General features: G+C 62.7%; 26 protein-coding genes and 1 pseudogene. 9 read left to right on the top strand and 18 right to left on the bottom strand.

The window, feature by feature from the left end:
• Positions 1–193: 193 nt before the first annotated feature.
• The 3 genes from EG885_RS09490 to EG885_RS09480 form a co-directional block, all read right to left on the bottom strand.
• Positions 194–1347 (bottom strand): IS3 family transposase gene (locus EG885_RS09490; RefSeq protein ID WP_242679587.1). Its coding sequence is split into 2 segments (ribosomal slippage): positions 194–1095 and positions 1095–1347, totalling 1155 coding nucleotides; the frame shifts between segments, so codons are not numbered across the junction.
• A gap of 77 nt (positions 1348–1424) precedes the next feature.
• The gene (locus tag EG885_RS09485; protein ID WP_131574232.1) at positions 1425–1820 is read right to left on the bottom strand and encodes a DUF6220 domain-containing protein; all 396 of its coding nucleotides are present in this window, start codon (positions 1818–1820) and stop codon (positions 1425–1427) included.
• A gap of 3 nt (positions 1821–1823) precedes the next feature.
• Entirely contained in the window at positions 1824–2390 is a 567-nt protein-coding gene (locus tag EG885_RS09480; protein ID WP_131574231.1) for an NAD(P)H-dependent oxidoreductase, read from the bottom strand.
• A gap of 21 nt (positions 2391–2411) precedes the next feature.
• Between EG885_RS09480 and EG885_RS09475 the strand changes: the two genes are divergently transcribed.
• Positions 2412–3383, top strand: a complete 972-nt coding sequence (locus EG885_RS09475; protein ID WP_242679586.1) for a LysR family transcriptional regulator — start codon at positions 2412–2414, stop codon at positions 3381–3383.
• A 39-nt stretch (positions 3384–3422) separates the two neighbouring features.
• Here the strand turns inward: EG885_RS09475 and EG885_RS09470 are convergent, their stop codons facing one another.
• From EG885_RS09470 to EG885_RS09445, 6 genes are all read right to left on the bottom strand, one after another.
• Positions 3423–5642, bottom strand: coding sequence for a prolyl oligopeptidase family serine peptidase (locus EG885_RS09470; protein ID WP_242679585.1), 2220 nt, complete (start codon positions 5640–5642; stop codon positions 3423–3425).
• A gap of 80 nt (positions 5643–5722) precedes the next feature.
• On the bottom strand, positions 5723–5971 hold the full coding sequence (locus EG885_RS09465) for a hypothetical protein (protein ID WP_131574230.1): 249 nt from the start codon (positions 5969–5971) through the stop codon (positions 5723–5725).
• Between the two features lie 116 nt (positions 5972–6087).
• Complete coding sequence (locus EG885_RS09460) at positions 6088–7428, bottom strand: sensor histidine kinase (protein ID WP_242679589.1); 1341 nt, start codon at positions 7426–7428, stop codon at positions 6088–6090.
• Entirely contained in the window at positions 7428–8102 is a 675-nt protein-coding gene (locus tag EG885_RS09455; protein ID WP_131574228.1) for a response regulator, read from the bottom strand. Before EG885_RS09455 ends, EG885_RS09460 begins: the two co-directional genes overlap by 1 nt.
• 44 nt (positions 8103–8146) lie before the next feature.
• Positions 8147–8899, bottom strand: a complete 753-nt coding sequence (gene map / locus EG885_RS09450) for a type I methionyl aminopeptidase (protein WP_131574227.1) — start codon at positions 8897–8899, stop codon at positions 8147–8149.
• Positions 8896–10038: an alpha/beta hydrolase gene (locus EG885_RS09445; protein ID WP_207392245.1), complete on the bottom strand. Its 1143-nt coding sequence runs from the start codon at positions 10036–10038 to the stop codon at positions 8896–8898. The genes map and EG885_RS09445 overlap by 4 nt, the downstream gene beginning before the upstream one ends.
• Before the next feature lie 315 nt (positions 10039–10353).
• On the opposite strand from EG885_RS09445, the gene EG885_RS09440 reads away from it, so the two are divergent.
• On the top strand, positions 10354–10764 hold the full coding sequence (locus EG885_RS09440) for a hypothetical protein (protein WP_131574226.1): 411 nt from the start codon (positions 10354–10356) through the stop codon (positions 10762–10764).
• Between the two features lie 69 nt (positions 10765–10833).
• Here the strand turns inward: EG885_RS09440 and EG885_RS09435 are convergent, their stop codons facing one another.
• Together EG885_RS09435 and EG885_RS23290 are read right to left on the bottom strand one after the other, a co-directional pair.
• Entirely contained in the window at positions 10834–11133 is a 300-nt protein-coding gene (locus EG885_RS09435; RefSeq protein WP_242679584.1) for an SDR family oxidoreductase, read from the bottom strand.
• 54 nt (positions 11134–11187) lie between these two features.
• Positions 11188–11239, bottom strand: a pseudogene (locus EG885_RS23290) (hypothetical protein); the annotation flags it as partial.
• Positions 11240–11342: 103 nt separating this feature from the next.
• On the opposite strand from EG885_RS23290, the gene EG885_RS09430 reads away from it, so the two are divergent.
• On the top strand, positions 11343–12242 hold the full coding sequence (locus tag EG885_RS09430) for a LysR family transcriptional regulator (protein WP_131574225.1): 900 nt from the start codon (positions 11343–11345) through the stop codon (positions 12240–12242).
• On the opposite strand, the gene EG885_RS09425 is transcribed toward EG885_RS09430, so the two are convergent.
• Together EG885_RS09425 and EG885_RS09420 are read right to left on the bottom strand one after the other, a co-directional pair.
• Positions 12235–13341 (bottom strand): alpha/beta hydrolase, encoded by a 1107-nt coding sequence (locus EG885_RS09425; RefSeq protein ID WP_242679583.1) that lies wholly within the window; start codon positions 13339–13341, stop codon positions 12235–12237. The two genes, EG885_RS09430 and EG885_RS09425, sit on opposite strands and share 8 nt — an antisense overlap.
• Before the next feature lie 183 nt (positions 13342–13524).
• On the bottom strand, positions 13525–13959 hold the full coding sequence (locus EG885_RS09420; protein WP_131574224.1) for an RrF2 family transcriptional regulator: 435 nt from the start codon (positions 13957–13959) through the stop codon (positions 13525–13527).
• 14 nt (positions 13960–13973) lie between these two features.
• Here EG885_RS09420 and EG885_RS09415 point away from each other — a divergent pair, with 14 nt between their 5' ends.
• The 5 genes from EG885_RS09415 (at position 13974) to EG885_RS09395 (ending at position 18789) form a co-directional block, all read left to right on the top strand.
• Complete coding sequence (locus EG885_RS09415) at positions 13974–15455, top strand: MFS transporter (protein WP_242679582.1); 1482 nt, start codon at positions 13974–13976, stop codon at positions 15453–15455.
• On the top strand, positions 15452–16090 hold the full coding sequence (locus EG885_RS09410) for a class I SAM-dependent methyltransferase (protein WP_131574223.1): 639 nt from the start codon (positions 15452–15454) through the stop codon (positions 16088–16090). Before EG885_RS09415 ends, EG885_RS09410 begins: the two co-directional genes overlap by 4 nt.
• Positions 16091–16176: 86 nt before the next feature.
• Positions 16177–16947 carry a zinc ABC transporter ATP-binding protein AztA gene (gene aztA / locus EG885_RS09405; protein ID WP_242679581.1) on the top strand — a complete coding sequence of 257 codons (771 nt, stop codon included), beginning with the start codon at positions 16177–16179 and terminating at the stop codon, positions 16945–16947.
• The gene (gene aztB, locus EG885_RS09400) at positions 16914–17813 is read left to right on the top strand and encodes a zinc ABC transporter permease AztB (RefSeq protein ID WP_341352758.1); all 900 of its coding nucleotides are present in this window, start codon (positions 16914–16916) and stop codon (positions 17811–17813) included. Before aztA (EG885_RS09405) ends, aztB (EG885_RS09400) begins: the two co-directional genes overlap by 34 nt.
• Before the next feature lie 19 nt (positions 17814–17832).
• Entirely contained in the window at positions 17833–18789 is a 957-nt protein-coding gene (locus tag EG885_RS09395; protein ID WP_131574221.1) for a metal ABC transporter solute-binding protein, Zn/Mn family, read from the top strand.
• Here the strand turns inward: EG885_RS09395 and EG885_RS09390 are convergent.
• The gene (locus tag EG885_RS09390) at positions 18737–19588 is read right to left on the bottom strand and encodes a CobW family GTP-binding protein (RefSeq protein ID WP_242679588.1); all 852 of its coding nucleotides are present in this window, start codon (positions 19586–19588) and stop codon (positions 18737–18739) included. The two genes, EG885_RS09395 and EG885_RS09390, sit on opposite strands and share 53 nt — an antisense overlap.
• Positions 19589–19746: 158 nt before the next feature.
• On the opposite strand from EG885_RS09390, the gene EG885_RS09385 reads away from it, so the two are divergent.
• On the top strand, positions 19747–20013 hold the full coding sequence (locus EG885_RS09385) for a hypothetical protein (RefSeq protein ID WP_131574219.1): 267 nt from the start codon (positions 19747–19749) through the stop codon (positions 20011–20013).
• 34 nt (positions 20014–20047) lie between these two features.
• On the opposite strand, the gene EG885_RS09380 is transcribed toward EG885_RS09385, so the two are convergent.
• Genes EG885_RS09380 through aztA (EG885_RS09365) form a run of 4 tightly spaced genes read right to left on the bottom strand, consistent with a single transcriptional unit; the run spans position 20048 to position 23874 of the window.
• Positions 20048–21280, bottom strand: a complete 1233-nt coding sequence (locus EG885_RS09380) for a metallochaperone AztD (protein WP_131574218.1) — start codon at positions 21278–21280, stop codon at positions 20048–20050.
• 26 nt (positions 21281–21306) lie between these two features.
• On the bottom strand, positions 21307–22215 hold the full coding sequence (gene aztC, locus EG885_RS09375; RefSeq protein ID WP_242679580.1) for a zinc ABC transporter substrate-binding protein AztC: 909 nt from the start codon (positions 22213–22215) through the stop codon (positions 21307–21309).
• A gap of 19 nt (positions 22216–22234) precedes the next feature.
• Positions 22235–23104 (bottom strand): zinc ABC transporter permease AztB, encoded by an 870-nt coding sequence (gene aztB, locus EG885_RS09370; protein ID WP_207392244.1) that lies wholly within the window; start codon positions 23102–23104, stop codon positions 22235–22237.
• Positions 23101–23874, bottom strand: coding sequence for a zinc ABC transporter ATP-binding protein AztA (gene aztA, locus EG885_RS09365; RefSeq protein ID WP_207392243.1), 774 nt, complete (start codon positions 23872–23874; stop codon positions 23101–23103). Before aztA (EG885_RS09365) ends, aztB (EG885_RS09370) begins: the two co-directional genes overlap by 4 nt.
• Positions 23875–23906 lie beyond the last annotated feature (32 nt).

The raw sequence follows: 23906 nt of genomic DNA, 5'->3' as shown, positions 1-23906 counted from the left end.
GGCCACTGGTTTGCGCGATGCGAACCGCATCCCGCTTGAACTCGTCGCTGTGTATCGCTGCCATATCCGGTCTCCTTGATGGCGAGTATTGCTCTCAAAAGACCGGAACAAAACCGGTGCAGGTCCAATCCAAGTGTCGATTGCGGTGTATCAGTGAGGTGCTCCCCCTTCCTTGGACAGGATCTGGCGCTTTTTAAGCTCTGATCTGCTCCTGCTGATCGGGTTGCATTGCTTCTGCTGTCAGTGAGTAGACCACTGCCGGCGGTCGGCCGCCAAGGGCCTTGTGCGGCCGGCGGTGATTGTAGAACTCCATCCATGTGCGGACACCCGCGCGGGCCTGTGACCCGGTCTCCCAAGCATGCAGATAGACGCACTCGTATTTCAGGGTGCGCCACAAGCGCTCGATGAAGATGTTGTCCAGATACCGACCCTTGCCGTCCATCGAGATGCGGATCCCGGACCGACGCAGGCGGTCTGTGCAGGCAAACGATGTGAACTGAGATCCCTGATCGCTGTTCATGATGTCGGGCGGTCCGAACCGATAGATGGCCTCGTTCAGCGCCTCGACGCAGAAGTCCGCGTCCAGCGTGTTCGAGATCCGCCAGGACAGAACCATGCGAGTGTGCCAGTCCATGATTGCCACCAAGTAGAGAAAGCCGCGACGCATCGGCAGATAGGTGATGTCCACGCACCAGACTTGGTTTGGCCGCTTAACTTGCAGCCCTCGCAGCAAGTATGGATAGGTCTTGTGCCCCTTTGCAGGCCTGCTGGTGTTCGGCTTCTGATAGATCGGCATCAACCCCATCAGGCGCATCAGCCGACGGATGCGCTTCTCGTTCACAGCATGGTCTTCATTGCGCAAGTGCCACGTCATCTGGCGCACGCCGAAGAAGGGCGTGTCGAGGAACTGCACATCGATCAGCCGCATCAGCGCGAGGTTATGGTCCGTCTCACCCTGCGGCGTGTAATAGAACGACGATCGCGGGACCTGTAGCAGCGCGCACTGCTGGCCGATCGACAGGTCCGGATGGTCGCGTTCGACCATGCCGCGCCTCACGTCCCGCCCCAAGGCTTGAGCTTTCTTTCCAAAAAAGAGTTGGCCACCGCCAACTCTCCGATCTTGGCATGCAGATCCCTGACCTGATCCTCATCGATCACCGGCGCCTTGCGGCCACCGCGTTCAAAGACACCAGACGCGCCATCGAGCAGTGCGCGTTTCCATTGATTGATCATCGTCGGATGCACGCCGAACCGGCTGGCAAGCTCCGACACAGTCGCCTCGCCTTTCAGCGCCTCAAGTGCCACCTTCGCCTTAAACTCAGGCGCGTGCTGCTTTCGTTTCGACATCGTCGATCTCCTTCGGGATGAAGATCAGCAGACAGCAAATCCGAGCTTATGCCAGTGTCCAGTTTTCGGGGACTACCTCACAGGTCCCGCCGCCGTTCGACCTTGGCTAATTGGACAAGGCTAGCAGACAGGAGCAGAGCTGCGTTGAACGGATGAAAGGCGAGTGGCACAGGCTTGGCCTCCGCCGCCAGTGCGAGTTGCACTCCGTAGAGGGCCAAGATCACACCGGCCCACCAGCCAAAACCCCTCAGACGTCGAATGACGATCGCCCCGACCATTCCGATCAGCACTGGAATGGCCAGCAGTCCACCAAGCATACCATGCAGGTCCCAGAATCGTGGATCCTGAAACATGGCTCCTCCGGCGATGAGAAACTGCGCGCCAATGCCGGCCGGAAGCATCCAAGCCGCAAGCGTGAACCAGACCGGCGTGCCGTGTTTCAGATCACAAAGCGTGTCATGCCATTTCATCATCGTCTAAACCTCCACCAGAGCAGTGGAGGCAATCCAGCATTCCAGTGCTCCCAAATAGTCGGCTGCTGCGACGTCACGCTCGGCCGGGGTCAGCTCATCGGCTTCGTAAAGCAGAAACGGTTCCGCCATGACCAGTCCGCAGCGGTTGGCGGTAGCCCAGAGTGGAGCAAGAAGATCCCTCAGCGGCATCAGGTTCGCACCACCCCTTTGATACGAGCTGGCCCTGTTCCCCGCCGTGGCGGCGATCATCAACGGCTTGCCACGCAAATGCCGCCCCTCCTGATCGAAGGCCAGATAGACCATCCGTGTCAGGACCACGTCCATCCACTCCTTCAGCAACGGAGGCGTAGAATACCATTGTAGGGGAAACTGAAGGACAATTCGGTCGGCAGCCAGCAGCAAGGCGGCTTGTGCCGCTGTATCCGGAAAGGCGTTCGGCCCTTCTGATCGCGTCGCGGTCATGTCGATGACGGTAACGCCCGGCACCGTGGCGGCTGCACGCACCAGCGCCGCATTTGCATGCGAGCGCGCCAAATCAGGATGAAAGACAAGCACAAGGGTCGTGGTCATGTTTACCTCAAGAGTTCGAGAATGGCGCGATCATGGCGCAAGGCAAAAAATCACTCCAATCGATTTACGATATGGTCTATTATCACCGTCATGAATTTAAGATCCATCGACCTCAATTTGCTGGTGATTCTGGAAGCGCTACTCGACGAAGCGCATGTCGGCCGTGCTGCAGATCGTGTGGGGCTGTCGCAACCTGCGGCCTCCGCAGCACTGCAACGCTGCCGTCACCTGTTCGACGATCCGCTGCTGGTACGTGGACGCGGCGCCATGCACCTGACCCCCAAAGCGCAATCGCTGCGTGACCCGCTCAAGTCTGCTCTCGCGGCGATCGGGCAGCTGGTCGATCCCCCCAACACTCCGATCGCGCAGATCTGCGCAACTCTACGCATCACGATGGCGGATTATCCTGCCGCTCTGCTGACAACTGTTTTGCAAGCCAGGCTGGCTGAGACCGCTCCAGGGATAGATCTGGTGATCCAACCCTGGCAGGGCGGCCGCTTGGCCCGCGCGGCTCTGATCGACGGGACTACAGATATGGCGCTGTCGGTTTTCCCCGGGGACGATCCCGACATCTGTCGCACAGAGATCCTGCACGAGCATTATGTGATCGCACTGCGCACCGGGCATCCGGCCATCAACGGCTTTGACATCGCCCGTTGGCTGGAATGGCCGCATATCGTCGTTTCGGGGAAGGGTGAGGCGCGCAGCCCGCTGGACCTGCAGTTCGCTGAGCGGGGTCTCAGTCGCCGTGTCGGGATGGTAGTTCCGGCCTTCGGCATGGTCCCGGAACTGCTGCGCCAGTCTGACCGGATCGCAATGCTACCGTCGCGCGTGGCAGAGGCGGCGCCGGGGCTGGTCATGCTGCCACCGCCGATCCCGGTCGCGGGTTTCACCCTGCATCTTGCCTGGCACCGGAGGCGGGCAGGGGACCGCGCCCTGCGCCATGTCGCGGCCCTGCTTGCTGCCCAGTCCATCGACGCGGCCGCTTGCTGAATCAGAGGTAATTGGCACGCGCTGGTTCCCGGCTGACGCCTAATCCATGGAAGTGACGTCGAGACCAGTCCAACGAGCCGCGAAGGCCCACTGCTCAGCCGTCTGCGCGATCTGCATGGTCAATGGCGTGCCCTGCCCGTGGCCCGCGCCGGTAGCGACTCGCAACAGATGCGGCCGATCGCCGATATCTGCATCTTGAAGGGCCGCTGTGTATTTGAATGAATGGGCCGGAACGACGCGGTTGTCGGTGTCAGCGGTGGTGACAAGGATCGCGGGATAGTCCGCGCCCTCGCGGATCGTGTGCAGGGGCGAGTAGGCCAGAAGGGTGCGGAACTGATCCTCGACGGCGGGACTGCCGTATTCCTCGATCCACATCGCTCCGCCGGTGAAGCGGTCGAACCGCAGCATGTCCATCACCCCCACGTCGGGCAGGACGGCGGCGAAGAGGTCGGGCCGCTGGTTGGCGACCGCCGCGACCAGAAGCCCGCCGTTCGACTGCCCCTGGATGGCCAGCCCGTCCGGCGCGGTGATGCCTTCGGCGATCAGATACTCGCCCGCCGCAATAAAGTCGTCGAACACGTTCTGCTTCTGCTCGCGCCGCCCGGCATGGTGCCAGGCACTGCCATACTCCCCGCCGCCACGGATGTTAGCTACTGCATAGACGCCGCCTTGTTCGACCCAGGCAATCGCTGCGGGCAGGTAAAACGGGACCATGCTAATGCCGTACCCGCCATAGCCGGTCAACATCGTCGGGGCGGCACCCGTCACGTCGGCGCGGCGGATGACGAACATCGGGATTCGGGTGCCGTCGGCCGAGGCGTAAAAGCGCTGCTCGACCATGACATCGTCGAGCGTCACCGGCAGGTTCGAATCTTCCCAAGGCGTCACGCGGCTCTCGGCCACATCCAGACGAAAGACCGTGGGCGGAACGTCGTGGCTGGTGAACAGGAAGTAGGCGTCGTTCCGGCCGGGCTCGCCGTGGAACAATGCCGCCGTCCCGGCACCGGGCAGGTCCACCGACCCGTCGGGCGTGCCGTCCAGGCGGAACCGCTCCAGTTCCATCTTGGCATCGACCATGTAGTTCAGCACGATCCGATTGCCCAGAATACCCGTGCCGTGGCGCAGTACGGCGTCGGGGCGCTCGGGAATTAGTTCTGCGAAGGCGGGCTCGGGATCGGCCAAATCAATGCTCATCACTCGGCCGCGCGGCGCGCCCATTTGCGTCGAGAAGATCAGCCGCGTGCCCTCTGTGCCCACCAGCGCCCATTGATCGTCATGGCTTTCGACTAGGGTCAGCGGCTGCCCGCCGTCCTGTGACAGGTCCGTCACTGTCACGGCCACGCCGCCCGCCAGAGCCGAGGTGTAGATCACCAGAAAGCGCCCGTCGGCCGAAACGGTCGCTGTATGCAGCAGCGGCTTTTCCGACGCTCCGCCATGGACCAGCCGATCGTCCGACTGCGGTGTTCCGAGCCGGTGGAAGTAGACCGCGTGATCGCGTACTGCTTCGTTGAAGGAGGCGCCCTTCTCTCCGGCGGGGAAGCGCGAGTAGTAGAACCCTGAGCCGTCGCCGGACCAGGCGATCGTCGTGAAGCGCGCCCATTCGACATGATCGTCAAGAACCTCCCCGGTGACGGTGTCGATCACGCGGATGCTGCGCCAGTCCGAGCCGTCCACCTGCACCGCATAGGCCACGAAATCACCGTCGGGCGACACGTCCCATTCGGCCAAGGCCTTCGTGCCATCGCCTGTCCAAGTGTTGGGGTCCAAAAGCACGCTTTCGGAGCCGTCGTCCCCCTCGCGTACGATAAGGCGCGGCTGGTCATCACCCGCGCTTTGACGCTGGAAGATGTATCGCTCGCCGCGCCGGACGGGCGGCATCACAGTGTCGTGCTGGTTCAACAGGGCCAGCCGCTGTTCAAAGATCGACCGGCCAGACAGCGTCTCCAGATAGGACGACGCGACGGCGTTTTGCGCATCGATCCATTCGGCGACAGTGGAATCCTCTCGTGGGTCGGCCTCAAGCCAGCGGAAGGGATCCGCGATCTGAACGCCGAACAGCGTTTCGACATCGTCGGTCCGGGGGGTCTCGGGATAGGTCAAGCGCATCTCCTCAGCTGCGGACGCCGTGACGGCGGACAATATCAACGCGACAGCCGCGCTACGAATCGCACGGATCGACCAAGGCTGGGCAATGGGCAACACCGACATGCCGCGTCCGCCGGGCGGGCATGCGGTGCCGCCTGTCAGATGAGGTTTCACTTCGCTTCTCCTTAGGGATTGTCTCGGTCGCCCTGCGGATGATCGGCATCCGCAGGGCTGTCGTTCGCATAGCGAGGGAATTAGGGGCGCGGTCCGCATTCGCGGCGCGACGGATCGCGCTGGCAGCGCTGGTCGCGCGCCCGGTCGCTCATGATTTGGGCGTTCAGAGCGGTCTCGCTGACCATGTTCTGCCGGTAGAGGCTTTCCGTAGAACTCTGTTCGGATACGCATCCGGCCAGAAGACCGGCCGCGAGCAGGGCGACGCTGACACCCCTGGAACCGCCACGCGACCGGAGGGAGAGAATTTTACGCATTTCGATAGCCTTCATGTCATTGCCATTTTCACGCAGACGGGTCGCATTCGCGCCGCCTGCGTCGCGGAACCTCTGCGCCATAAAGGTTGTGCGAACATGGCGTCGCTAAGCAGGGACGACAAAAAATCCGCTTACTTGAGAGCGTGGGTTTCAGTCACATTCCCAAGGCCCAGTTCCACCCGGACGATGGTTCCGCGGCCTGGCGCCGCACGGATCGTCACGCGACCGTCATGCCGGGCCACGACCTCGGCCACCAAGTTGAGGCCGAGACCGCTGCCGCCACCCTGCGGACGCAGCCTGTAGAACGGCTCGAAAACACGTTCGCGTTGATCGGCGGGGATGCCTGGACCATCATCCTCTACCTCCAAGACCCGACCCATCACGCGCAGCACAACATGGCGCCCTCCGTGATCGAGCGCGTTCCGAAGCAGATTCATCAGCACCCGCTCCAAGGCGGCCGCATCGCCGAGGCATGTCTCGCGTGACCCGACCTTGACCTCCATCGTCCGCCCTCCGGCGATGGCAAGGGGCGCCAGATCCGCGACGACACCGCGAGCAAGGGCCGCCAAATCGACCGGGGCAGGGGTGCCGCCCTGTGCCATCCGCGTCAGATCCAACAGCTGTTCAGTCAGGATCGTCAGACGCTGAATATCGTCACCCAAGGCCCGCACGGCAGGGTCTCCGGCATTCTCGACCTTGGCCTGCAGCACTGCGATGGGCGTGCGTAACTCGTGTGAGGCCATCGATATGAACCGCTGCTGGCGCTCATGCCCTTCGTCCAGCCGCCGCAGGGCATCATTCATCGCCCGTACCAAGGGTGCGATTTCGCGTGGGACATGGGCCTCGCTCAGACGCCTGCCGCGGCGGTCGGGGTCGATCCGTTCGGCTTCGAGCGCGATCCGTGCGATGCCCGTCAATGCGCGTCTCACAATCCAGGGCGTGATCGCGAAAGAGGTCAGAGACAGCAGCAAGATGATCGGCAGGAAAACCACCGTGGACGCCAGAAGCACGATCAGGTTCAGCTCCAACAGCGGACCGTGCCCTAGAATGGTCAGCGCCCCGATATCTGCTGTCTCTCGCCGCAGAATCGCGGTCATCGGATGGGGCGGCGTACGGTCGCGCAGCTGTGCGAAGGACAGACCTGCCAGCCGCCCCCGGAACGCCTCGAAGACCGGGGGCACCGCCCCAAAGTCGACGCTGTTTCCGGCATCGTCCTCTACCAGAAACCACAGCTGCGGCGCCTCGGTCTGCAATGCCGACAGCGCCTCGGTCTGGCGGATGACCAGCCCGCCGGCCGGGTCGCGGTCGATCGCGGCCGCAATGACAGGGGTTATCTTTTCGTCTGCATATGGTCCGCCGCTGTCAATACGCAGCGCGCCACCGATTAGTATCAGGACCGAGACCAGCAGTGTCACGAGATGGACGATCAGCGGATAGACGATCAGCGGCCGTTTGAGCGAGGGGCCGCGCATCACGCTACGGTGCGCAGCAGATAGCCGACCCCGCGGATGGCATGGATCTCGACCCCCGCATCCGCCTCACGCAAGCGTTTGCGCAAGCGCGACACGTGCGAATCCAGCGTGTTGGACTGGATCTCGTCGTCGAAGCCAAAGACCGCCTGCTCAAGCGCCTCGCGCATGACGGTGCGTCCGCGCCGACGGATCAGCGTCGCCAGGACGCGCAACTCACGTCGCGGCAGAATGATGGGCTGTCCGCCGATCTCGACCGTGTCATGGACAGGATCGAAGATCACTGCGCCCGCCCTGATCTTGTCGTCCTGCACCTGCGCGGGACGACGCCGCACGGCGCGGATGCGGGCCAGCATTTCGTCCAGGGCAAAGGGTTTAACAAGGTAGTCGTCTGCGCCCTGATCCAGCCCTGTCACGCGATCTTCGACCTCGCCAAGGGCACTGAGGATGATAACATGGATGCCAGGGTTGCCAGTGCGCAGGTCCGGCAGCAGCGTCAGTCCGTCCCCGTCCGGCAAACTCCGGTCAAGTAGTGCGAGATCGTAATCAACCATCGCCGCGGCCTCCCGTGCGGTTGCAATGCAGTCGAGCTGATCGACCACGAAACGCTCGCGTTGCAGGAACCCCGCCAGCATTGCGGCAAGCCCTGCCTCGTCTTCCACAAGCATGATGCGCATGATGCCTCCTGGCCGATGCTGGAGATGAGCCCCTGGACTTGATTTTAACCCGGCAGGGTGACGATGACGGGACCGCGTCGGGTGGCTATGACAGTATGCTCATATTGCACGACCGGCGCGGCCGGGCTGGCATAAAGCGTCCAATCGTCATCCACTCCCTGCACGGCCCAAGTACCGCCCCGGGACAGGAAGGGCTCGACGGTCAGGACCAGGCCGTCATGGATCTTGCGCCTGTCGTGCTTGGTTGGCCAGGTTGGCACTTCCTGCGGGGCCTCATGAAGTGCTCTGCCGATGCCGTGGCTGGCCAGGTTGCGGATCAGCGTGTATCCGCGTCGTGCGGCAAACGCGCCCACGGCATTGCCGATCCCCGCCAGTGGCTTGCCATGCCCGACCTGCGCGATGCCGATCTGCGTGGCACGGCGCCCGTCGCGGCACAGCCGGTCGAGCGATGGCGGCACCGCGCCAAGCATGAAAGTCGCTCCCGTATCTGCAAAATAGCCGTCAAGCGAAGCTGAAACATCGATGTTGACCAGATCGCCCTTGGACAGACTGCGCGCGCCCGGAACGCCATGAGCGATCTCCTCGTTTACGCTGATGCAGCTGTCGCCGGGAAATCCATATGTGGCACGTGGAGCAGAGACCGCCCCTTCACGGTCCAGGAGTTCGCGCCCGATTTTGTCCAGTTCCCGGGTTGTCATGCCGGGCTCCATTTTCGCAGCCATGGACTGCATGGTGTTTGCCACGATACGGCCGATCTTGCGCAGACCGTCCAGTTCATCCTGATGTGTGATCGTCATGTTTGACCTTTTGGACTGAGAGTGCCCTGCCAACAGCAGAGTTGTTCTGGTTCGGCAATAGGATGATGACGCGGGGCTAGAGGAACGTGGTATCGCATGAGCTTCGGAAATGCCGGGGTCACTCCGCGCCATCCAGCGCGTTTGCCACGAAGCGGGCGACGTCGCGGGAGAGCTCTCGGTCTTCTGGAGAGCCGCCGAATCCTCCGTGGGGACATCGCCTCGAAGACATGCAACTCGGTCGGAGCGCCCGCTTCGTGCTGGATCCGGTGCAGCCGAACTGCATTTGACAACACTAGATCCCGCGTGCCGGTCTGAATAAAGCTCGGCGGAAAATCCGCCGAGAAAGTGCCGAAAAGCGGCGAGAGACGTGGATGCGTCAGGTCGGCACCGGCGGCGTAGAGAAGGTTTGGCGGCATAAGCGGATCGGGAAGGTTGAAGTCGATGCCTTGGTTGGTTTGGAAACTGTCTCCCGACTCGGTCAGGTCGATCTCAGGAGACAAAAACACAAGCGCCGCAGGCAGCGGCAGCCCTTCACCGCGCGCCCGCAAGACTGTGGCTAGCGCCAGGTTGCCGCCTGCGGAACGCCCGCCAATCACCACCCCGCGATTGTCGCATCCGGCAAGCACGTGCCGATAGGCAGCGAAGCAGTCGTCCAATGCGGCAGGATAGGGATACTCGGGCAGCATCCGGTAATCGACCCCGTCACAGCGCGCGCCATGGAGGCTAGCCGCGGCACAGGCCGCCATGCGGCAGGCCTCACCCCCACCAAAGACGAAGGCACCGCCGTGGATATCGATATAGACGGCATCGTTTGTTACCAGGTTCGGGGGCATTGCGATATGAACCGTGCCTGTCCCGACCTGGACTGTCCGCAGGTCTGCAAGGTTTTTCGAACCCTGCGTCGCCAGCGCCGCCCGATAAGCGGTATCTGCTTGCAACCGTAGGGCGCGCTTGGCCGCGTGATCCTCCGGTTTCGGCAGGACATGTGCCGCATTTGCCGGAATACCGTTGTTCAAGGCGGCGCGCAGCCGCGCCTGTGCTTCGGTACTGATCGAACAGGGCAAGGGGATTACAAGTTGCCCAAGCCTGATCCCATTTACAGATTGTTCCGTCGCCAGTTTTCTCAATGCTTGCTCCATGAGGATTGGTCACACAGATGGTCGGTACCCGGTTGCGTAGCTTGGGGTCACCCCATATCAGATCAGCGGTGTCGCTTTACGTTGGCGTTTTAAGTTACGCATTGGTGGCCACCAAGCCACAAATTCCATAGCGTTGGATTAGCTGATCTTATGGGGCAGTCAGCGCAGATGTTATAGCCAAGCAGGTGCGACGCCACAGTTCGTTTCAACATGTCATGCTGGCGCAATGTAGTGACGCCAAGAGGCTTTATGCCCATGCCTCGGCAGGTGGGGTGACAGCAAGTGTGGCTGGCCATCCCTTGAGACTAAGAGAAAATGAACGATCGTGACTGTCAAAAGCGCACCATGCCCCAACCATTACAACAAATTGGCCCAAGTCCGGTCATGAAACGATATCCTTTGTCTGTTCTCGCCATCATGGGGACGGGATTCTGGTCGTTCGTCGCCGCCGCTGCCGAAGCTACCGAGCCTTGGGACGCTAGTGCATACTGGACATTGGCCTACCCACTGTCGCTCATGGCCGCCGTGGTCGTCAGCTTCGGTATGGAACGACGCGCATGGATGGTTGGGCTGGTTTTGACGATGAGCCAGCTGCCGGTGATGCTCGTCCTTGGGTTGGCGGGATCCATGACCGCTTTCGGCCTGGTGTTCCTGATCACACTGGCTGCTCCTGCAATGGTCGTCTCGGCGCTGTCCGGTTGGTTGGCTCGATCTTGGTGCAGCTGACATGCTCCGCACACTGCGATAGCCAACAGTCGCGCCCGGCAATGGAAGGTGCGGCGTTACGCTCATTCGTCATTGAGCAGCAGCAGTTGGGCGGATGGTGATTTCAGTCGTATCGACACTGGCCGGAGCTTCGATCAGGTGGCGGACCGCGCGGGCAATATCGGCCGGCTGCAAGGCGATGGCGCGATAGCCCCGCATCATGGACCGGGTTTCTGGATGGGTGATCGTGTATGCCAGATCGCTTTTCACCACACCGGGATTCACGCGGGACACACGGATCGTGTTGGTTTCCTGACGCAGACCGTCCGAGATTGCCCGAACGGCAAACTTGGTGGCGCAATAGACTGACGCCGTCGGCAGGGACTGCAATGCCCCGATCGAGCAGCAGCACCTTGGCCTCTGCTCCGGCTAATTCTCGTGCCAGCCCTTGGCCGATTCCCCCCGACGCCCCGGTAATCAAGATGACTTTGTCCATGATACATCTTCCTTCTGTGGTCTGTTGCACCTGAAGGATGGACGCATTGCCGGCGGTTGAGTATTGCCTGCCTTATGGACGCAATGGTTAGTAGCGCTGGACAATGGACCTGAATCTCTTGCCCATTCTGCTGGCCGTTGCCGACGAAGGGAGCTTTCGCGCCCCGGCCGATCGGTTGGGCGTAACGCGATCTGCCGTCAGCCAAGGCATGCGCCGTCTTGAGGATTCGCTCGGCCAGCAGCTGGTGGCGCGAACTACTCGTTCCGTCAGGCTGACCGAGGCCGGAGAGCGGCCGGTGGGCGCGGTACGAGGCCCTGTAGCGGTGATCCAGGATGCACTTGAGGCGCGTGACGATGTGCCCCGTGGCCGGTTGCGGTTGGCCGTGACGTCGATCGCCGAGCCGTTCCTCTCGGGCCCGCTGCTGGCGCGCTTTGCAGAGGCCTGTCCCGAAGTGATCGTGGATGTGACTGTGACGGATGAGGAACTCGACATCGTCGCCCATGGTTTTGATGCCGGCATCCGGTTGGGCGAAGTCATCGAGCGGGACATGATCGCTGTTTCAATAGGTGGACGCCAACGAGAGATTGCAGTGGTGACATCAAGCTATCTTGCGCGTCATGGTACGCCCGCACACCCACGTGACCTTCTAACCCATCGTCGCATTGGCTGGCGTCCCACCCCGACGACGGCACGTTGGCGGTGGGAGTTCGTCGAAAATGATCGGCCCTTTGATGTTGCGGTCAGGCCCGGCGTAACGACCAACGACCTCCGCCTGATGCTGCGCATTGCCTTGGCAGATGGGGGCATCACCTTTGGCCCATGGGACTGTTTCCAGGCGCATATCGAGACCGGCGCGCTGGTGCCATTGCTTAAGCCCTACCTGCCCGACTTTCCGGGGTATCTCCTCTATTATCCCCAACGCCGTCACATGGCTCCAAAGCTGCGTACCCTGGTAACACATTTGCGTCGCTGGCGGTCATCGCCGCCAGCCGCAATCATTTGATCGAAGGAGCGGCCTTTGGTGATGCGACACGCTCGACGAAGCCCACGACCGCCCGCACAACGCCTGGAGCAATGGGCATATCAGGGTCTGCATAAGTGGAAAGATTTTCTGCGAGATCATCTGAGGGCACGACCTTTAGCACATGGTTCACGTCAGCGAGCACGGACAGCTCAGCATAGGGGGCCGCATTGGCAAGATGGCGGGCATCGCGCTCACCGACCTGAAGGTCGCGCGCCCCTTGGACAATGAGGACAGGAGCCCGAACCTTGGAGATCAGTACAGCCGGATCATACCTGAACGCATCGATAAGGAAACCTTGCACCTGCGGAGCAAACAGCAGTTGCAACGCGGGATCAAGCGATGCGGCGTCAACCCGTTCACCTCGCTCCAATGACAGGAACGCCGCCTCGGCTTGCTCCAGAAGGGCGGTATTGGCAGGATTGTCACGCAGTTGCTGGCGCATGATATCGGCCAATGGGCGACCCGGCGCGCTGACAAGCACTAACCCGCAGGGAATTGGAAAACGCGTCATCGCAGCAAGCGCGACCAGGCCGCCTTCGCTATGGCCCAGAGGTATCACGCAACGCTTGCCGCTCTCCGTCGGAAGTCGCGTGCGGATCGCCGTCGCCCAAGCCAGCACGTCGTCGCCGTAATCGGCGATTGTCACTGAGTTGACATTGTCCACAGCGTCAACTGAAGCAAACATGCCGCGCTTGTCGATGCGCACAGAAGCGACCCCGTTTTGGGCCAAAGCCTCTGCAAGCATCGCGTAAGACGCCGCCGAAATACCGAGGGGCGAATTCCCGTCACGGTCAGTTGGTCCGGAGCCTGGCACGATCAGTACCACCGGGGTATCGTCGGTGAGTGCCAGTTCCGGCAGAGTCAAAGTGCCAGTGAGTGCGCCCTTCGGGCCCGAAGCCGTGATTTGGTGCTGAATTGGCAAACCGTATCCTCCATTTTCAGCTCTTCCCACATCGGATGAAGCCAAAAGCACACCATAGAACAGTGTCGTTGTCCAAACGGTCAATTGACCATACGGATCTACTCTCTCCCGCCACATAACTTGGTTTGCAGGGTAATGCTTCTCTCGAACGCTCATTCACAACGAGCAAACTCCATATCAGTGAACTGCTGACCATCTCCTCTATCCCTAAACGGTATACCAAGATGGCATATGCTTTTGCTTGGCCTGCTGACCGATTGTGATGCTGCTGAAGGTCACGACTTCTTACGCTTTCAATTTCAACCATCTGATAGCGTTTTCGAATAGCTTGAACGTTTTTCATCGAGCGACGCTGTCCATCCGGCGCCTTACATCCGCCTCGATCTGAGACAGGCGCAGGGTGCTAAACTTGTCCAGAATGGCATCTTTGGCTGTTTCGATCGCCCCCTTGATAGTGGCATTCACGGATTGCTCGACCAGACATGCGGGGCTGGGTTTCGAAAAACCGAAGGCAAACAGGTCCGGCTCGTCCAGGGAACGATAGACATCCAGAACCGTGATCTCGTCTGTCCGTTTCGTAATCCGCCAGCCACCGCCATGTCCACGCTCGGCATCGACATAGCCGCCGTCGCGCAGCCCAGCCATGATCCGTCGCACCACCACCGCGTTCGATCCCAGCATCACCGCGATCTGTTGCGAGGTCATGGGTGCCTCCGTCTGCGCCATGTGCAGAAGCACATGCAGTAGACGGGAGAGGCGGGTGTCTTGGCGCATCAGCAATCCTCAGCTTGTGTAACTTTACCTATTACATTATTACTTTGCCGCGCGCTATCAAGATACTGATGAAGTTACATGAGTTTGAAGTCATGCAAGATACGGATCGCGCACCACACGCGCGAGGCTTTACCGCTTTGCTGCTGGGTATGGCGCTGACCATCGTCGACGTGCCGATGTTCGCCATCGCGATGCCCGGCATCGGTGCTGATCTGGGGTTAAGCACACAGGACTTGGCACTGATCGCCGGATGCTATCCGCTGGTCGTGGCGATGCTGCTGCTTCCGGCAGGGCGTGCGGGCGACTGGTTCGGGCGCCGCCGGATGTTCCTTGCCGGAGGACTGCTATTCTTGTTCGGGGCGGTGCTGTCAGCTGTTGCCTCGGGGCCCTTGTCCCTTGGCGGTGCGCGGATGCTGCAGGGGGCAGGCGGCGCTGCACTGGCCCCGCAGGCCATGGCGATGATCCCGCGCCTGTTTCTACCGGCATATCAATCCAGGGCCTTTGAAAGGTTTGCCATGACGGCGTCGCTTGCTTCAGTCTGCGGCCCACTCGTTGCAGGCATTCTGCTGGTTCTGTCACCCGTTTGGCTCGGCTGGCGGACAATCTTTCTGACCGAGGCGTTCATCGTACTCTTGGTCATGCTGATGACTACTCGGCAGCTAGCCCCCGACAAAACGGAGTCAGCAACGTCAAGCAGCTTCGCCGAAGTCATTAGTTTTGCGACACTTATCCTCTGTCTGGTTGCGCCGCTTTACGTCGGCCCTGCCTTCAGTTGGCCTGTCCCTACTGTCGTGATGCTGGTTGCGGCATTTCCCTGCGCCGCATTGTTCGCGCGACTGTCAGCAAGGGCCGGGCAGGGATCGCTAGTCCCCTTTGGGCTTTTGCGGCTGCCATCACTCCGTTGGAGCTTGGCATTCGTCTTTCTTGCTGTCTCAGCGCCGCCGGGCTTTTTCGTGATCCTGTCGCTGATGCTTCAAAGCGGGTTGGCGCTGAGTGCACTGCAGACGGGGCTCGTGACGGCAGGCTTTCCTGCAGGTGTGGTGATCGGCTCCTGGATCTCAGGGCGCGTCTCACTGCAGCCGCTGGCACGCGTGGCGCTCGGCGTCGGGCTGTTGTGCGCCAGCTTCGTGCTGATGCACTTTCTTTTGCCGCAAGTGACGGCAGGGCGCCTTATGCCATTGCGCATGGGGATGATAGGGGCCGGGTTGTCCATGGGCCTGACCGTCACATCGGTGATGCAGCTTGGCATGTCAGGCCTGCCAAGGGACCTTACCGGTTCGGGCGCCGGTACCATCCAGACCATGCAGCAGGTCAGCATGGCGGCCTCCATCGCGCTCAGTTTCGCTATCTATGGCACCATGCTGACGACACGCCCGGCGGTCGAAGCCGCCGCTGCGATGCTGTGGCTGCAGATCGCCTCTACGGGGGCAGCCACGCTTCTGGCAGGGGCCTTGCTGTGCTTTCCCATATTTCGTGATCGAAAGGTCCACACATGACGACCGACCCCACCCAAGATCCGGCGTCGTTCTGGGAGGAGTTCTATCTCACCCGGCGCACATCCTCGAATGGCAGGGTGACCGGTGCCCTTCAGCAGATTGCTGCAGGCCTGACGCCTGGTACGTCCCTCGACCTCGGGGCCTCGCATGGCGATGACGTGATCTGGCTGGCCCGGCATGGGTGGACTGCACTGGGATGCGACATCTCTGCCGTCGCCGTCGAACGGGCACGCATCCGCGCGGCTGAGCTTGGCTTGGCAGAGCAGGCGGCGTTCCAGTGCTGCGACCTGTCGTTGGCAATGCCCGACGGCCCGTTCGACCTTGTCACCGCATTGTACCTCCAATCGCCGGTGACATTGCAGCGTGCGCTCATCCTGGGACAGGCGGTGGCGCGGCTGCGCCCGGGCGGACATCTGCTCATCGTCTCACATGCCGCACCACCCCCATGGACCCCCAAGGCGACACCATCGACCGTATTTCCCTCGCTGGACGATGAACTAGTGTCCATCGCGACCTCTGATGTACCCTTCGACGTCATCGAGGCGCGTGTTGTCATGCGGAGTGCCAAAGGGCCTGACGGACAGCCGGCGTCCCTGAAGGACAACTTGGTGCTGGTTCGCAGATCCCAGACCTGATGCGCTAGCCTTGCCTCGCGGACGGAACGGCACTTGCAGGCTTCTAAAGTGTAATGTTATCACTCATCGAATCGCAAGGGCATTCCGTGCAGCGTAAACCATCATCCAGTCCGCTTTCAGTGATCGAACTGAACGATCTGACCGTGGGCTATGGCAGCCATGCGGCGATCCATCACCTGACGGGGGATTTCGCACGGGGGTCTCTGACGGCGATCGTCGGTCCAAACGGGTCGGGCAAATCAACGCTCCTTAAGGCGATCGCCGGGCTTCTGGCGCCAATGGCTGGCACCTGCACGGCCGGGCGCCGGACGATGGCGTATCTTCCGCAGCTCTCGGAACTCGACCGTGGCTTCCCTGCGCGGGTCCGCGATCTTGTGGCGCTTGGGCTTTGGCAAAGGCGCGGCCTACTGGGCAGGCACCGCGAGGCCGACCGGGATCGAATCGCCGTAGCGCTTGCCGAGGTCGGGCTGGAGGGGTTCGACAAGCGTCCGCTCGACACGCTTTCCGGGGGACAGCTGCAACAGACCATGTTCGCGCGTGTCCTGGTTCAGGATGCACAGCTGATCCTGCTGGATGAGCCGTTCAACGCCATCGACGAAAAGACCATCCGCGATCTGACCGCCCTGATCGCTCGCTGGCATGCCGAGGGGCGCACGGTCCTGATCGTCGCCCATGATCTGGCACTGGTGCGCGCGCATTTCCCGCAAGCGCTGCTTCTTGCCAGACGCGCCGTGGCTTGGGGCCCGACCGAAAGGGTTCTGACTGACACCAACCTCGCCCGCGCCCGCAGCTTTCAAGAGGCCTGGGACGAGGCCGCCCCCTGGTGCGCACCCCAAGGTGCATGGCGGGCCGCGTGATGTGGGAACTGCTGGTCGCACCCTTCACCGAATTCGCCTTCATGCAACGCGCTCTGGCAGGGGCCCTGATGCTGTCGCTGTCGGCCTGCCCAGTGGGCGTCTTTCTGATGCTGCGCCGGATGAGCCTGACCGGGGATGCGATGGCCCATGCGATCCTGCCCGGCGCAGCGGCGGGCTTCCTGATCTACGGGCTGGAGATCTGGCCGATGACCCTGGGCGGGCTGGTGCCGGGCGCGGCGGTGGCCGTGGGCGCGGGCGCCGTCGCCCGGCTGACGGTCCAGCACGAGGACGCATCGATGGCGGCCTTCTACCTGATCTCGCTGTCGGTGGGGGTCGTGATGGTGTCCTTACGCGGCTCCAGTGTCGATCTGATGCACGTGCTATTCGGCACGGTGCTGGCGCTGGACGATGCGGCGATCGTGCTGATCGCTCTTGTGCTGGTGGTCACGACTCTCGCCTTTGGCTTGCTGTGGCGAGCGCTGGTGGCGGAATGCCTTGACCCGCTGTTCCTGCGCTCTGTCTCGGGGATGGGCACCGTGGTGCATTTCGGGTTCCTGGCGCTGGTCGTTCTGAACCTTGTCGCGGGATTCCAGGCGCTTGGCACGCTGCTGGCGGTCGGGCTGATGATCCTGCCCGCGGCGGCCGCGCGGTTCTGGACGCAATCGGTTCTGGCGATGGTGGCCCTTGCCGTGGCGATCGGGGCGGTGGCCTCGGCCTCGGGGCTGCTGCTGTCCTATCATCTGTCGCTGCCCTCGGGACCGTCGATCACACTGTCGGCGGGGGCGGCCTATCTTGCATCGGTGGTGGCCGGGCCGCGCGGCCTCGTGGTGCCGCGCCTGCCGCGGCGGCGCCACCGGGCCGCATGACCCAAGAAAAGGAATAACCATGATCTTTCGATCCCTTGCGGCCCTCTTGCTGAGCGCTGCCGCTGTGCAGGCCGAACCGCCGCAGGTCGTGGCGACCTTTTCGATCATCGGCGACCTGGCGGCACAGGTGGGCGGCGACCGCATCGACCTGCAGGTGCTGGTCGGCCCTGATGCTGACGCCCATGTCTACGAGCCGCGCCCACGCGACGCGATGGCGGTGGCGAGGGCCGATGTGGTGCTGACCAACGGGCTGGAGCTGGAAGGATTTGTCGACCGGCTGATCGCGGCCAGCGGCACCGACGCCGCCATCTTTGCCCTCACCGACGGCGCGAATGTCCTGGAGGACCCGGCGGGCGGGCATTACCATTACGTCGGCGAGCAGGCGATCTGGCATGCGGGCGCGTATGATCCCCATGCCTGGCAATCGGTGCCCAACGCACAGGCCTATGTTGCAACCATCGCGGATGCCTTTTGCGCTGCGGATGCAGATGGGTGCGAGGGCTATCGCGCCAATGCCGCCAGCTATGCCCTACAGCTCGATGCTCTGGACGCCGAAATCCGCGGGGCCGTGGAAGCGCTGCCTCAGGATCGCCGCACAGTCGTCGTGGCTCACAATGCCTTCCGGTATTTCGAGGAGGAATACGGCATCGTCTTTCTGTCGCCACAAGGCGTCAGCACTGAGTCCGAGGCCTCGGCCGCCGATGTCGCGGGCCTGATCCGCGAGATCCGGTACGCCAAGGCCGGCGCGATCTTTGCCGAGAACATTTCGGACACGCGGCTTCTAGCAACTGTATCTCTCACGCGATCGCAGGCGTCCATTTCTGACGGCTTTTACACAGGGAATTGGCTAGGTTCGCGGTCAGCTGCTCGACCGACATATCGCGCGCGATCAGGACGATACGGCTGGTGCTGTCATCTGCGGGCTAGTGTTTCAGCGGCACGGGGGGCTCCAGAATATGCTGGACGCCGTGCATGACGAACGGAACCTGGCCGCCTTCGATGTGCACGATGGCCTTCAGGCGCAGGATGGAGTCGCCCTGAATGCCAACCAGCATGTCAAGCCAGAAATCAAACACCGGGGCCGGGATCGGCGCGTCGATGGTGATCGATGCGGTGACGATGTTGCTGTCGCGGGCATGGTGCGTGGCGGTCGACGGAAACCCCGGCAGCGCGGCGGCAACTGACCTGGGCGCGAGGCCGGACAACCCGGCCAGCGGATCGGGCTTCATCCCCAGCCATTCCAGCGCTGCCGCACTGTCGCCGCTTGTGCGTCCTGCATTCAGGTCAAACAGGCATCCCGATGCGACGCGTCCGCGTTCGGCGCGGATGCGCGGGGCGCGGGCGTTCAGCGCGTTCAGCTGCGCGGTCAGCATGTCAATCTGCGGGCCGGTTGCCAGATCCGTCTTGGTCAGGACGATCCGGTCGGCCATGGCCACCTGGGCCTGCGCCTCGGCGTGCCGTTCCAGCGTCGCGGCACCCAGGACCGCGTCCACTGCGGTCACGATGCCGTCCAGTGAAAAGGTACGGGAGACGTCCGGCTCCATCATCAGCGTGTGATGGATCGGGCCGGGATCGGCCAGGCCCGTGGTCTCGATCACCACGCGGTCAAAGCTTAGATCACCCCGCGACCGGCGGGCGTGCAGGTCTGTCAGCGTGCGCGCCAGATCGCTGCGGATCGTGCAGCAGATGCAGCCGGACTTCATCAGGATCACGTCCTCGGCGCTGGCCTCGATCAGGTCGTGATCGAGGCCAGCCTCTCCGAACTTGTTGACGATGACGGCGATGCGGCCTGCGGTGGCATCGCTCAGCAGGTGATTGAGCAGCGTCGTCTAGCCAGCGCCCAGAAAGCCGGTCAGCAGGGTGACAGGGATGCGGTCGGTCATGGTTGCAGGGCCTTTCCGGGCATGATTGGTTGGCAGGGGAGGTGACGCGGATGAACCTGTCGGCGCAGATCAAGGACAAGGCTGTCGCCTTGTGGCATTTCCAGCGAGTGAGGCGGCTGGTGCGCCAGCAGCCGGGTGTGCCGTTGCAGGTCATCGTGTCGGTGGCCGAGATCCCTTGTGAGGACCCCGCCTGTTCGGGACCGGCCACCCAGATCACCGTGCTGGGTCTGGATCTTGTGCGGCGGATCATGGTGATCCACCGCCCAGTAGCCGAAGTCACCGAAGCAGAAATCGGATCAGCGCTCCAACGTCTGTAACCGGCGCCCAGCCTTGCGACCGGGCGCCGTCAGATCAGTGGACGACACCGCTGCCGCCAGCAACGGCGATATTGTAGGGTGTGCCGTCCACCTCGATCGTACCGAGTTCGGACAGATCTTCCGTCGAAATGCGTCGGATCAGACCCGCGTTCGGATCGGTCACCACGATCTCGTTCCCAGCCATGGCGATGCGGGGACGCGGGTCGTTCCAGTCATCGTCCATCGAGTAGGGCGCCGTCACCTTTGCAGAAGCGGCCACCTCTCCGGCCAGCATGTCGATGCGGTGCAGGCTGCCGTCCTCGGTCAGGACATAGGCATGGGCGGGCTGCACCGGGTCCAGTACGAAATCCACGCGGCGGAAGGGCAGGGCGATGCGGCTGAAATGCGGCTCATCGACCGGATCGATGACGACCAGTCCGTCGGGGCCGTGATTGCCCAGAAACATCTGGATCGCGTTGGATCCCAGAATGGTCCCGGTGGTCACGTCCTGCGGCAGCTCGGCGGGGTATTCCAGCATGTCATAGACGGGGCCATCCGATCCGGTTGTGACCGTCAGCACGCCCTCTTTGCAGCCCGCAACCAGATAGGCGCCCGAGAACGCCTCGCCATGGATGCCGGTGCAGGTGGCCAGATCGCCGGTGGCCGTGCCTTCCGCGTCGAACGCCTGCAATCCGAGGCGCGGAACGGACGCATCGCCCGTGACTTGCTCGTCCGAGGCAACGGTGGACAGCCAGGCATCACCCATAGGCGTGACAAAGCCGTGATGCGCGCGCGCCTGCGGGAAACGTTGGGGGTCGATCTCGCCGCGCGCCAGCGCCGCGCTTTCGATCACTTCCGCATAGCCGCCCCTGTCATAGTTGATGACGATCTGGCCGTCGTGATCGATCAGATGGAAGGGGCGGGGGCCGGTCAGGACGGTGTCGATGGCGGTCGGTTCGGTCACCGCAATGTCGGCGTGATCACCGTGATCCTCGAAGGAGATCCCGCTGTCAAAGAAATGCACGGCATCATCGTTTGACTGGACGGCGGCAACGACTGTGCCGTTTGCAATCGGAAACAGCTTGGTCTGGCCGGTCGTCTGAAAGCTCCAGCGATTGTCAGGGTCCGCCAGGTCGATGGCCGTGACCTGACCATTTGCGTGATCGCCGACGAACAGGCGATAGAGCGTTACGTCACCCTCGTGCTCATGGTCGTGGCTATCCTGTGCCATTGCGGTACTGGCCAGCATCAGGGCCAGCGTGCTGGCACCAGTGAAGGTTCGGATCATGGGTCGTCTCCTGTGGTTGGAAAGAGTCATTCGGCCAGCGCTGCGGTGATTGCCCGCGCGTTGTGGCGCATCATCGACAGATAGTCGGGCGCGGGACCATCCGGCCCCGACAGCGCGTCGGAATAAAGTGTGCCAGCCAGTGGCAGATCCGTCTCGGCGGCTATGCGGTCCAGCAGGCGCGTGTCCGAGATGTTCTCGGCAAAGATCGCGCCAGCCTTCTGGTCGCGGATCTCGCGGATCAGGCCCGCGACATCGGCTGCGGATGCTTCGGATTCTGTGCTGACGCCTTGTGGAGACAGGAAAGTCACGCCGTACTCGGTCTCAAAATAACGAAAGGCGTTATGGGCCACGACGACGGTGCGGCGATCTGCAGGCACGGCCTCCACAGCGGTGCGGATCTCTGCGTCCAGCATATCGAGTTCGGCGTTGTAGCGATCGGCATTGCCGCGGTAGGTATCGCAGCCCATGGCATCGGCGGTGCAGAAGGCGTCAGCGATGCTCGCAACATAGGCGCGGGCGTTGGGCACTGATTGCCAGGCATGAGGGTCATGGGCGCCCGCATGCCAGATCGCCTGATCGCCTTCGTAATGGTAATGGCCTCCTGCCGGGTCCTCCAGAACCTCGGCACGCTCAGTCAGAGTGACGACGGCCGCGTCGGTGCCGCTGGCAGCGATCAGGCGGTCTAGAAACCCTTCGAAACCGAGACCGTTGGTCAGGACCACATCGGCCCGTGCCAGCGCCATCGCATCCGCCGGACGCGGCTCGTAGACATGGGCGTCAGCATCGGAGCCAACCAGGGTATGCAGGGTAATCCGATCGCCGCCGACTTGCTGCGCCAGATCGCCAATGATCGAAAACGTCGCCACCACGTCTCGTGGTTCGGCCTGCGCGGCGGCGGCGGTGATGGCGAGGGCTGCGAAACTGCGCAGGATCATCGGGGTTCCTTTCATGGAGTCAGGCCGTGCGGTGGCTGCGGCGCGGCAGGCGGGGCACCAGCAATCCGCGCGGCGCGAAGATGACCGACAGCAGATAAGCCGCCCCGGCCGAGAGGGTGATCGCCGGCCCCGAGGGCAGCGACAGGTGATAAGAGAGCAGCAGTCCGCTGGCCGAGGACAGCGCCCCGATGCCGACCGCCAGCGCCACCATGGGCAGCACAGATTGCGTCCAGAACCGGGCGGCGGCGGCGGGCAGGATCATGAGGCCGACCGACAGCAACGTGCCAAGCGCCTGAAACCCTGCGACCAGGTTCAGCACGACCAGCCCCAGGAACGCGAAATGCACCACGGTCCCCCATCCCGAGACGGAGCGTAGAAACAGCGGGTCCAGACATTCCGCTACCAGCGCGCGCCACAGCACACAAAAGGCCAGCGCGGTCACCGCCAGCACCAGCCCGATCAGCAGCAGCGCCGCATCGTCCAGCGCCAGCACGGTCCCAAACAGAACATGCATCAGATCGACGCTGGAGCCACGAAGGCTGACCATCACCACGCCGACCGACAGCGAGATCAGATAGAAGGCCGCCATAGAGGCATCCTCGTGCTGGACGGTCAGGCGTGCGACCGCGCCCGCGCCGAGGGCTACCAGCGCGCCGGCGATCAGCCCGCCGAGCGTCATGGGCCAGATTTCCAGTCCAAAGATCAGAAACCCCGCCGCAGCACCGGGCAGGATGGCATGGGCCATGGCATCGCCCGTCAGGCTCATCCGGCGCAGCGTCAGAAAGACACCGACTGGACAGGCCGACAGCGACAGCATCAGCGCCCCGGCCAGCGCCCGCTGCATGAAGGCGAATTCGGTGAAAGGGGTAACAAGCAGCGTCCACATCATGCGGCCCGCCACTGACCTTCAGGGGCGCACCATGGGGCGGCCTCGTCCCACGCTTCCTGGAAGCTGCGGGCGCGGGCGATATTGGCGTCAGTCAGCACAGTGGCGGTGTCGCCCCAGGCCACTGCGCTGCGCGCCAGTAGCAGCGTCTGAGGGAAATGGGCCCTGACCAGCGACAGATCATGGGCAACGGTGACGACAGTCCGCCCCTCGGCATGCCAATGCCCGATCAACGCGAGTAGGTCGCGGATGGTCTTGTCGTCGATGGCGTTGAAGGGTTCGTCCAGCAGGATGAGGTCCGCATCCTGCACCAGCACACGGGCAAACAATGTCCGCTGCAACTGGCCGCCAGACAGCGTGTCCAGGGGCCGCGTGGCGAACCCGTCCAGCCCGACCTGCGCCAACGCGGCGGTGACCCGGTCCCGGTCCTGCGCCCGATGCCGCCCTAGCAACCCGCGCCGCTGCCAAAGTCCAAGTGCCACCAGATCGACCACCCGTGCGGGAAAGGCGCGGTCCAGCTCCGACAGCTGCGGCAGATAGGCCAGGGCCCTCCCCGGTTGTCTGTGGCAAGACCCACTCATCGGGGCCAGCAGGTGAGCAATGGTCTTGAGCAGCGTGGATTTACCAGATCCGTTCGGCCCGACGATCGCGGTCAGCGACCCGCGTGCAAACCCGCCGTTGAGATGGTGGATCGCTGCATGGCTGGCATAGCCGGCAGTCAGATCGGTCAGTTCTACGACCATCTCGTTCTGTCCTGCCACGCTGCGCCCCATCTGATCTTCCCCTAATAGTAAATGTGATTACG

Origin of the sequence: Paracoccus nototheniae (genome assembly GCF_004335005.1) — a bacterium.
Lineage (GTDB): Bacteria > Pseudomonadota > Alphaproteobacteria > Rhodobacterales > Rhodobacteraceae > Paracoccus > Paracoccus nototheniae.
This window is presented reverse-complemented; position numbering and strand designations above follow the sequence as displayed.

Coding starts and splice junctions, on each gene's coding strand:
- EG885_RS09485 (WP_131574232.1), bottom strand. CDS start 1,820: ATGATGAAATGGCATGACACGCTTTGTGATCTGAAACACGGCACGCCG.
- EG885_RS09480 (WP_131574231.1), bottom strand. CDS start 2,390: ATGACCACGACCCTTGTGCTTGTCTTTCATCCTGATTTGGCGCGCTCG.
- EG885_RS09475 (WP_242679586.1), top strand. CDS start 2,412: ATGGCGCGATCATGGCGCAAGGCAAAAAATCACTCCAATCGATTTACG.
- EG885_RS09465 (WP_131574230.1), bottom strand. CDS start 5,971: ATGAAGGCTATCGAAATGCGTAAAATTCTCTCCCTCCGGTCGCGTGGC.
- EG885_RS09460 (WP_242679589.1), bottom strand. CDS start 7,428: ATGCGCGGCCCCTCGCTCAAACGGCCGCTGATCGTCTATCCGCTGATC.
- EG885_RS09455 (WP_131574228.1), bottom strand. CDS start 8,102: ATGCGCATCATGCTTGTGGAAGACGAGGCAGGGCTTGCCGCAATGCTG.
- map (WP_131574227.1), bottom strand. CDS start 8,899: ATGACGATCACACATCAGGATGAACTGGACGGTCTGCGCAAGATCGGC.
- EG885_RS09445 (WP_207392245.1), bottom strand. CDS start 10,038: ATGGAGCAAGCATTGAGAAAACTGGCGACGGAACAATCTGTAAATGGG.
- EG885_RS09440 (WP_131574226.1), top strand. CDS start 10,354: ATGAACGATCGTGACTGTCAAAAGCGCACCATGCCCCAACCATTACAA.
- EG885_RS09430 (WP_131574225.1), top strand. CDS start 11,343: ATGGACCTGAATCTCTTGCCCATTCTGCTGGCCGTTGCCGACGAAGGG.
- EG885_RS09425 (WP_242679583.1), bottom strand. CDS start 13,341: ATGAGCGTTCGAGAGAAGCATTACCCTGCAAACCAAGTTATGTGGCGG.
- EG885_RS09420 (WP_131574224.1), bottom strand. CDS start 13,959: ATGCGCCAAGACACCCGCCTCTCCCGTCTACTGCATGTGCTTCTGCAC.
- EG885_RS09410 (WP_131574223.1), top strand. CDS start 15,452: ATGACGACCGACCCCACCCAAGATCCGGCGTCGTTCTGGGAGGAGTTC.
- EG885_RS09395 (WP_131574221.1), top strand. CDS start 17,833: ATGATCTTTCGATCCCTTGCGGCCCTCTTGCTGAGCGCTGCCGCTGTG.
- EG885_RS09385 (WP_131574219.1), top strand. CDS start 19,747: ATGAACCTGTCGGCGCAGATCAAGGACAAGGCTGTCGCCTTGTGGCAT.
- EG885_RS09380 (WP_131574218.1), bottom strand. CDS start 21,280: ATGATCCGAACCTTCACTGGTGCCAGCACGCTGGCCCTGATGCTGGCC.
- aztC (WP_242679580.1), bottom strand. CDS start 22,215: ATGATCCTGCGCAGTTTCGCAGCCCTCGCCATCACCGCCGCCGCCGCG.
- aztB (WP_207392244.1), bottom strand. CDS start 23,104: ATGATGTGGACGCTGCTTGTTACCCCTTTCACCGAATTCGCCTTCATG.
- aztA (WP_207392243.1), bottom strand. CDS start 23,874: ATGGGGCGCAGCGTGGCAGGACAGAACGAGATGGTCGTAGAACTGACC.